Annotated in this window: 8 protein-coding genes; all 8 read left to right on the top strand. The window is 73.1% G+C overall.

Annotation, left to right across the window (positions count from 1 at the left end; genetic code table 11):
* Nucleotides 1-104: 104 nt before the first annotated feature.
* Nucleotides 105-290, top strand: coding sequence for a hypothetical protein (locus ABZ863_RS34735; protein ID WP_214992352.1), 186 nt, complete (start codon nucleotides 105-107; stop codon nucleotides 288-290).
* A gap of 480 nt (nucleotides 291-770) precedes the next feature.
* Nucleotides 771-1,673, top strand: a complete 903-nt coding sequence (locus tag ABZ863_RS34730; RefSeq protein ID WP_358543952.1) for a hypothetical protein — start codon at nucleotides 771-773, stop codon at nucleotides 1,671-1,673.
* 20 nt (nucleotides 1,674-1,693) lie between these two features.
* On the top strand, nucleotides 1,694-1,942 hold the full coding sequence (locus ABZ863_RS34725; RefSeq protein ID WP_010636385.1) for a hypothetical protein: 249 nt from the start codon (nucleotides 1,694-1,696) through the stop codon (nucleotides 1,940-1,942).
* On the top strand, nucleotides 1,939-3,003 hold the full coding sequence (locus ABZ863_RS34720; protein ID WP_358543949.1) for a conjugal transfer protein: 1,065 nt from the start codon (nucleotides 1,939-1,941) through the stop codon (nucleotides 3,001-3,003). Before ABZ863_RS34725 ends, ABZ863_RS34720 begins: the two co-directional genes overlap by 4 nt.
* A gap of 17 nt (nucleotides 3,004-3,020) precedes the next feature.
* Nucleotides 3,021-3,299: a hypothetical protein gene (locus ABZ863_RS34715; RefSeq protein ID WP_010636383.1), complete on the top strand. Its 279-nt coding sequence runs from the start codon at nucleotides 3,021-3,023 to the stop codon at nucleotides 3,297-3,299.
* The gene (locus ABZ863_RS34710; RefSeq protein WP_121842197.1) at nucleotides 3,296-3,853 is read left to right on the top strand and encodes a hypothetical protein; all 558 of its coding nucleotides are present in this window, start codon (nucleotides 3,296-3,298) and stop codon (nucleotides 3,851-3,853) included. Before ABZ863_RS34715 ends, ABZ863_RS34710 begins: the two co-directional genes overlap by 4 nt.
* Complete coding sequence (locus ABZ863_RS34705) at nucleotides 3,850-6,372, top strand: ATP-binding protein (protein WP_358543948.1); 2,523 nt, start codon at nucleotides 3,850-3,852, stop codon at nucleotides 6,370-6,372. The genes ABZ863_RS34710 and ABZ863_RS34705 overlap by 4 nt, the downstream gene beginning before the upstream one ends.
* Nucleotides 6,369-7,880, top strand: a complete 1,512-nt coding sequence (locus tag ABZ863_RS34700; protein ID WP_358543946.1) for a hypothetical protein — start codon at nucleotides 6,369-6,371, stop codon at nucleotides 7,878-7,880. Before ABZ863_RS34705 ends, ABZ863_RS34700 begins: the two co-directional genes overlap by 4 nt.
* The last annotated feature ends 60 nt before the right edge of the window (nucleotides 7,881-7,940 follow it).

Below are 7,940 nucleotides of genomic sequence, written 5' to 3'. Positions count from 1 at the left end.
AGTCTCCTTGCGCTTCGGGCTCACCCGGTTGGCGAACAGCGCCAGGGCATCGACGGTGTCGTGTTCCTCGCCGATGCGAGCGATCACCCGCTCGGCAACAGATCGTGACCGTGGCGGGCTGGCTCGTTGAGGCCGAGGAGGCCGGAGGGAAGCTGTCCGGCGCGGAGGTTGCCCGGCGGCTGGAGCTGTCCGCGCGGACCGGCCAGCGCCGCCTGGACAAGGCAGCCGCCTACCTCCAGGAGGTACGCCAGCAGCAGCCGCGAGCGCACCTGCGGCCCGTGCGCGGCTGACCGGCTCCCCTCCACCTCCGTGTGGCCGATGACCGATCCGGTCATCGGCCACACGCGTGCCAGGGGCCATGTCGGGGGCGCCGCCGAGCGCGACCGGTGGCCGATGGCCGATGGCCGATCCTCCAGGTGGGTTCAGCTGGCCAGCTTGTCCGGTGGCCGATGCGCCCTGCGCCGGTCATCGGCCATGGCCGATCCGTGGCCGGTACGCCGGCCGCCGAGAGCACGTCCGGCACGGTGCCGCCCACCCAGGGGAGGCGTCAGGCGGTCGGCGTCGCCGTCGTACAAGAGGGCTTGCCGGGGTTGCCCGGCCCGGCCGCGTACGGCTTGCCCACCCCTCGAACCGGCTTGCCGAACCGGCCATGAAGGCTTGCCGGTTTGCGCGGCAAGCCTTCCACCTGCACTTTCTGTGGTCTCGGTAAGCCTTTGGGCAAGCCCCTCCGAGCAGAGTTCATGGCACCAACCCCTCCTCGAAGGAGTGCCATGACCTCTCCGACGATCCCTCGACTCGCGGGCGGCGTCTTCAGCCAGCTCGACGCGGACTGGGCCCGGCTGTGTGCCGACTCTGACGTCCAGGCCGCCGTGGCCGACTGGCTGATGGCCGACCAGCTGGCCGACTCGGTCGCCACCGTGGCCGACGCAGGCGTGGCCGATGCGTGGGCGCGGCGCCTGGGCCCCGCCCAGCTGCTGGCCGCGCTGCGGCCGGGCGCCGGCCGGCTCGGCGACGACCTGGCCGACGCGGTGCTGCGCGCGCTGCTGCGGCGTGCCGCCGGATGTGACCGGTCGGCCACCCTCGCCGCCCGCATCGTGGTGCAGGCGATGATCCCGGCCGCCGTCCGGATGGCGCGCGGACAGGTCCGGCCGTTCGGTGGCCGGTCGTTCGAGGACGTCGGCCACGTGACGGTCGCCGCGCTGTGGTCGGTCGCCCGCTCCGGCACCATCCACCCTCGCCCCGGACGGCCCGCCGCCAACCTCGCTCTGGACACTCTGCGTCACCTCTGCGCGGAGCTGAGCGCCGACCGTGAACTTCTCGGTGATGACTTGGCGGCCGCCGAGATGCTGCCGGCTCCCGGCCCGGGCCCGCTCGCGGCGGCCGAGGCGGCCGAGGTCCGCGCGCTTGCCGCGGCCGCCGATCTCGACGCCCCGGACCACGATGCCGTCGCCGTGAGCGAGGCCCGGCTGGACCTGCTGGCTCTCCTGCTCGACGCCATGGACAGCGGCGCCCTCACGGCCGCCGACGCCCAGGCCATCGCCTGGCACTACACCGGCGCCCCGGTTCCCGACGCCGAGGCCGGGGGCCGCGCCGGTGTGAGCGCGGGGGCCTGGCAGCGCCGCCGCTCCCGGGCCGTGGGCCGCCTGAAGGCCTCGCTGCGGACCGCCGCCTGATCCCCTGAAAGGAGATTGGTATGGCCGCCGCCCCTGAGCCCGATGAGGCCCACGCCACCCACTTCCACCGCATACTGATCGGCCTCGGCGCCGAGCTCGTGCTGTCCCCTCTGGACCGCGACACGCACACGCGGATCCGCGAGGTCCTCGACAGCGCCGGTCTTCAGCGCGCCCTCGCCGCGCTCGTGGCTCTCGAAGCCCGCACCGAGTCCGAGCAGAAGGCCAGGATCGCCAAGCTCGTCGGCCACACCCTGCGAGGCGAGCGATGAAGATCCTCAGCAAGCAGCCCGTCCCCGAGCCCGCCCCCGAGGCTGGGGACGAGGCGGTGACCGATGCGCGGGACGACGCCTACGAGCTGGGCGGGTGGAGCACCGGCGCGCAGGCCAACACGACCACGCTCGTCCGCTGGGTCGCCTGGGCGGCGATCTGCGGCAGCATCCTGCTCTCCCTCGGCACCTTCCTCAGCCGCCCCGCCGACACTCCGAGCACCGATCAGCAGCCCCCGGCCGGCACCGGCGCCCAGGGCGCGGCGGGCTTCGCGACCCTCTACGCCTCCGAGTACCTCCTCGCCGGGAAGGGGGACGAGGGCCGGCTGGCCGCCTACTACCCCGGCGCCGCCACCTTGCGGCTCGAGGGCTCGCGCGGTCGCCTCACACCCAGTCAGCTCGCGGTGACCCGGCTGCGCCAGACCGGCCCCGACATCTGGTCGGTCACCGTCGCCGCCCGCCTCCAGCCACCTTCCCCGCCCGTCGAGAACGACGACGCCAAGGAAGGCGACTCCCCGGACCCCGACACCGGCGCCGGGCAGCCGCCGCAGGGGGAGAGCGTGCGCTTCTTCCAGGTGCCCGTCGCCTCCGCGCCCCGGGCGGACGGCTCCACCGGCTACGTAGCGATGTCCCTTCCCGCGGAAGTCGCCGGCCCCGGCACGGTCGAGGGCCCCCACACCGTCTACGGAACTCCCCAGCCCCCGCACGACCGCGACCCCCGGGTGAGGACGATCCGCTCCTTCCTCGCCGCGTACCTGGCCGGCGATGGGGACCTCGACCGCTACCTGGCCCCCCGGACCCGCCTCACGCGCATCGCCCCGGCCCCTTACACCGCCGTCGACCTCACCAGCCTCGCCGCCGACGGCCCCGCCGAGGCGACACGTGTCCCGCCGGACGGAACCGTCCAGCGGCTGCTGGTCAGCGTCCGCGCCCTGGCCGCCGACGGCACCACGCTGGCCCTTACCTACGCCCTGACCCTCAAGACCCGCGCGGGCCGCTGGGAGATCGCCTCCCTCGACGGCGCCCCCGAGGCCCGCCCCGCCCCCGCACCGTCGTCCCCCTGACCGAAGAGGAACCCCCTATGGACTCCGTGAATCTGTCCGCCGGCTGGATCGAGTCGCTCAACCTGATGGGCACCGACGTCAAGACGCTCCTGCTCGTGGTGGGTGTTCCCGTGCTGGGCCTCGTCTTCATCATCTGGGCCGGATGGAGGTCCAAGGCCCCCGGTCCCACGATCCTCGCGGCGATCCTCGCCACCGTCGTCGTCGGGCTGGCCCTGGACATGGAGGGCAACGCCGGGAAGATCGGCGAGGACATCAACAACTACGAGGGCGGCTCCACCGTCATCGGCGACCAATGAGCAGCGAGCCCGAGCACGAGGTCGACGAGGACTTCGTCGGCCGCTCCTACACGCGGGGCATGCGCGCCCCGACCGTGCACGGCTCCGTGCCCGGCGGGCCCGGCCGCCCGCCCCTGCGTATCCCGGGCGGTCCCTACTCCACCACCCAGCTCCTCACCCTGGGCATCCTCCTGGCCGCCCTCATCGCCACCCGGGACACCTGGGGCGGGCACGGCCTCGTCGACGCTCTCGTCGTCCTGGGTGTGCCCTTCGGCGCCGCCCTGGCGCTGCGCCACGTCCACATCGACGGCCGCAACCCGCTGTCGGCGCTGTTCAGCATCGCTCTGCTCCTGACCGGCCCCGCCCACGGCCGGCTTCACGACAAGGCCTGGCGCCCGCCCCGCCCACGCCGACTGCGGGCCCGCACCCAGCTCGCCCCGGCCCCCGGCACACCACCAGGCCCCGCCATACCCCGAACGCCCCTCCCCGCCCCCGCCCCTGTTCCAGCAGCCTCCCAGCCCGTCGCCTCCGGGGTGCAGGCGCTGCTGGCCCGACGCTCTCTGGAGAAGCCGTGAGCCTGCCCGTCCGCTACATCAGCGGTCACCTCCTGTGGACCACCCATGGCACCACCTGGGCCATCTGGCGTGTCGACGCGGGCAACTTCTCCTACGCCCCCACCGCCGCCCGCAAGCGCCGCCTGCGCGCCCTGGCTGGCCTCTTCCGGGCCCTGCGCGGCGAGCCGATGCTGCTCAGCCTCTGCCCCCAGGTCGACCCGACGACCGTGGTACGCGCGATGGTCGCCGACGTCGACCTGGACCGCAGCCCCCGCTACGAGGCCCTCGGCCACGCCGTCCTCGACGAGCTCGACGACATGGAACTGAACGGCCGCACCGACTGGCTCGCCCTGCCTCTGCCGCCGCTGTCCCGGGCGGACCAGATCCGCAGCACACTGTCCGCCGCCACGGCCGGTCTCTCCCAGACCCTCGGCCTGGTCCCCGCGCCGATCCCCGCCGACGAAGTCGTCCAGCGCCGCGAGCAGGCCGACGCCCTGCACGCCTCCTGGCCCACCGGCATCAACATGCGGCCCGCGACCGAGGCCGAAATCCTGTGGATCTACGGCCACTCCGCGCGCAGGGGCCTTGAGGAGCCGTTCCTGCCCACCGACGAGCAGCAGGTCCGCACCCTCGGCCGCACCGCCGCCGCCCACGGCGACCTCCTCCTGGCCGAAGGCGGCATCCACGACAGCCGGGCCCGGGCCGCCGACCCCACCCTCCGCCGCTACCTCCAGGTCAGCAGCGAATGGGGCGACTCCTACCAGTCCCTGCTCGCCCTGTCCGAGATGCCCGCCCGCTTCGCCCTGCCCGGCGCCGCCTACCTCCAGCAGCTCGACGACCTCGCCTACCCCGTCGACTGGTCCGCCCGCCTCAAGATCGTCCCCGGTCACCTCGCCAGCGGGAAGATCCGCCGCCGCGCAAGGCGCCTGCGCGCCCAGGCAGACGAGGAGACCACCGACCCCACCAGCCCGGTGGCCACCTCCGGCGACCACGAGGACGACGTCGTCGACTACGCCTCGAGCCTCGCCCAGAACGCCCAGGAAGTCGCCATCCAGGCCATGGTCACCCTCGCCGTCTGGGGAGACACCCCCGAGGAAGCACAGGGCCGCGCCAAGCAGCTCGCCTCCGACTTCGGCGCCACCGACTACACCTTCGCCCGCCCCATGGGCGCCCAGCGGGAGCTGTGGGAAGCGATGCTCCCCGGCTACCGCACCCCCCGTGCCGCCATCGGATACGCCCAGCACCTCCTGGCCCGCGACTTCGCCCTCGCCATGCCCTGGTGCGGCAGCCAGCTCGGCGACGACCGCGGCGCCTTCTTCGGCCTCCAGCTCGCCTCCGGCGGCGCCCGCCCCGTCCTCCTCGACGCCGACCGCGGCCCCCGCGAGAACGCCTCCGGCTCCATGGCGTTCATCGGCGAGCTCGGCGCCGGCAAGTCCGTCGGCCTCAAAACGGCCGTCTACAACGTCCTCGCCCGCGGCCGCTCCCGCAGCAACCCGCGCTCCCGCGGCCGCGCCGTCATCGTCGACCGCACCAAGGACGAGGAATGGGTGCGCTTCACCGAAGCCTGCCCCGGCAGCACCCAGGTCCTGCGCATCGACCAGACCGCCGCCATCAGCCTCGACCCTTTGCGCCTCTACGGCGGGGACGGCGCCAAGAAGGCCGCCCGCTACACCGAGTCCTTCCTCACCCTGCTGCTCGGCGTACGGCCCATGGACCTCGAGGGCGTCGCGCTCTCCGAGGCCGTCGCCGCCGTCCTGGCCCAGCCGAACCCCTCGATGAGCCGCCTCACCGAGGAACTCGCCCGCCGAGGCGCCACCGACACCGCCTCCCACACCCTCGCCCGCAAGCTCAAGGCCGTCGCGGGCAAGGACCTGGCCGCCGCCGTCTTCGACGACACCCTCCCCGTCGCCGACACCCGCGGAGCGGACGCCGTCGTCTTCTGCGTCGCCAGCCTCGCCCTTCCCAAGAAGTCCGAACTCGCCTCCGAGCACCGCATCGAGCGCCTGGAGTTCGAGAAGGTCTTCGGCCGCGCCCTGATGTACCTGATCGCCGCCGTCGCCCGCGAGACGACCATGGCCAGCAAGGACGAGTTCGCCGTCGCGGTCTGGGACGAGGCGTGGTGGCTGACCTCCTCCGAGGAGGGCACCGAGCTGCTCCTGGAGCTGCTGCGCGACGGGCGTAAGCACCGCGCCGCCGCCTACGTCGGCAGCCACGACGCGGACGACATCGGCCCGTCCGACGCCGAAAAGGGTCACATCATCCGCGGACTCATCCCGCACCGCCTGGTCTTCCGGCAGACCACCCGCTCGCTCGCCGCCCGCAGCCTGGCCTTCCTCGGCGCCGACGACACCGACCCCGACCTCCTGGACCTCGTCAGCAGCCTCTCCCCGATCGACCTCCCCGAAGAGGAGCGTCGCGCCCGCGCCGGCGAGGCCCTCTACCGGGACCTGTCCGGCCGCATCGGGCTGATGCGCGTGGTCATCCCGCACGACCCGACGGTGATGGACGTCATCCACACCACCCCCTCGGACACGGCATGACCCGCACCGCCTCCTACCGGCTCCTGGGGTGGGCCCGGCTGCGCGCCGCCCTGCTGACCGCCGTCCTGGCCGCCACCCTCATCACCCTGTTCACGTCGCTGCCCGCGCACGCTGATCCGCCCTCGCCCAGCCCCACCCCGACCGCGCCGGCCCCCGCCACGCCCTCGACGCCCACCGAGGAGGAGCTGGCGGAGATCCAGGAGATCCTCGACGCGCAGGCGGAGACCCGCTCCAAGGCCGAGCAGCAGGCCGCCATGGAGGCCGAGGCCGAGAAGCTCCGCAAGGCCCTGCCCGACGAGGGCGGCGTCCTGGGCGTCTTCAACGTCACCGACGTGAACAACCTGCCGATCAGCGTCTACCGCGTGAAGGGCGACACCGGCGGGTTCACCCGCTGGGACCTCGGCCTGCTCAATCTGGGCACCGAGTTCCTCTTCACCGTCACCAAGTGGATGATCGCGTTCAGTTGCTGGCTCATCGGCTGGGCGCTCTCCTTCGGCCTCGCCAAGTTGTTGCTCGGCCCGGTCCTGGCCGTCGCGGAGTCCCTCCACGCCCGCGTCATCATGGAGATGGGCCTGCCCGCTCTCTTCCTTGCCGTGTGCGCGTTCGTGTGCGCGGCGCGGATCTTCTTCGGCAACCGGGCCCGCGGCATCGCCGACGCCGTCGTCTCCCTGATCCTCGCCGCCCTCACCACCACCCTCCTCGCCTCACCGCCCCAGCTGCTGCTGGGGGAGGAGACCGGCGCCGTCGCCGCCGCCCGGGGCCTGTCCCTGGAGATCGCCGACGTCATCCTCGACGCCTCGCCCACCGCCCCCTGGGCCGACGGCAAGGACACCACCACCGAGGCGACCAGCTTCACCGTCGCCCGCCCGCTGACCGACGCCCTCACCGACGCCTTCATCGTCAAGCCCGCCATGCTGCTGACGTACGGCCGCGTCTTCGACGGCGAATGCGAACAGCTCTACGCCGACTACCGCCTGCGCCAGCTGGTCTTCGACCGGCAGCTCGCCGCCCAGACCGCGCGCATGAAGAAGACCACCCACCTCGCCGACTACGTCACCCCCGACGACACGCTCTCCGCCGTCGGCGACTGGCACATCGACATGGCCATGAACGTGGTCAGCGGCCTCTTCGGCGACACGCCCATGGAGGACTTCGAGGACCAGTGCATCGAAGGCGACGTCGCCGCCGCCAAGGAAGCAAGCCTCGACAAGCTCGGCGGCGCCCTCTTCCTGTTCATCGCCGCCAGCATCGTGACCGCACTCATCACCCGCATCGGAGCCAGCTTCCTGACCGCCCAGGTCCGCATCGCCTGGGACGCGGTCCGCGCCGAACCCTGCCTCGTCGCCGGCACCATCCCCGGCATCGGCCGCACCATGCTGCGGGACTGGGCCGCCGCCGTCCTGCGCCACCTCGCCACCATGGTCGTCTCCGTCGCCAGCCTCGCCCTGCTCATCCTCGTCCTGCAGGCCGTCCCCACCACCGCCGCTATGGTCCACATCATCTGGTAGTCGAGGTAGCCGCGGGACTCGCCGAGCACGCCGCCGAGCCCGGTGCCGGTGATCAGCTGT

Source organism: Saccharomonospora sp. NPDC046836 (assembly GCF_040645195.1).
Lineage (GTDB): Bacteria > Actinomycetota > Actinomycetes > Mycobacteriales > Pseudonocardiaceae > Prauserella_A.
Note: the sequence above shows the minus strand (reverse complement) of the source record. Positions and strands in the feature narration are given on the sequence as shown.

Excerpts from the sequence above, each read along its gene's own strand:
- ABZ863_RS34720 (WP_358543949.1), top strand. The coding sequence starts at position 1,939 with ATGAAGATCCTCAGCAAGCAGCCCGTCCCCGAGCCCGCCCCCGAGGCT.
- ABZ863_RS34710 (WP_121842197.1), top strand. The coding sequence starts at position 3,296 with ATGAGCAGCGAGCCCGAGCACGAGGTCGACGAGGACTTCGTCGGCCGC.
- ABZ863_RS34730 (WP_358543952.1), top strand. The coding sequence starts at position 771 with ATGACCTCTCCGACGATCCCTCGACTCGCGGGCGGCGTCTTCAGCCAG.
- ABZ863_RS34700 (WP_358543946.1), top strand. The coding sequence starts at position 6,369 with ATGACCCGCACCGCCTCCTACCGGCTCCTGGGGTGGGCCCGGCTGCGC.
- ABZ863_RS34725 (WP_010636385.1), top strand. The coding sequence starts at position 1,694 with ATGGCCGCCGCCCCTGAGCCCGATGAGGCCCACGCCACCCACTTCCAC.
- ABZ863_RS34715 (WP_010636383.1), top strand. The coding sequence starts at position 3,021 with ATGGACTCCGTGAATCTGTCCGCCGGCTGGATCGAGTCGCTCAACCTG.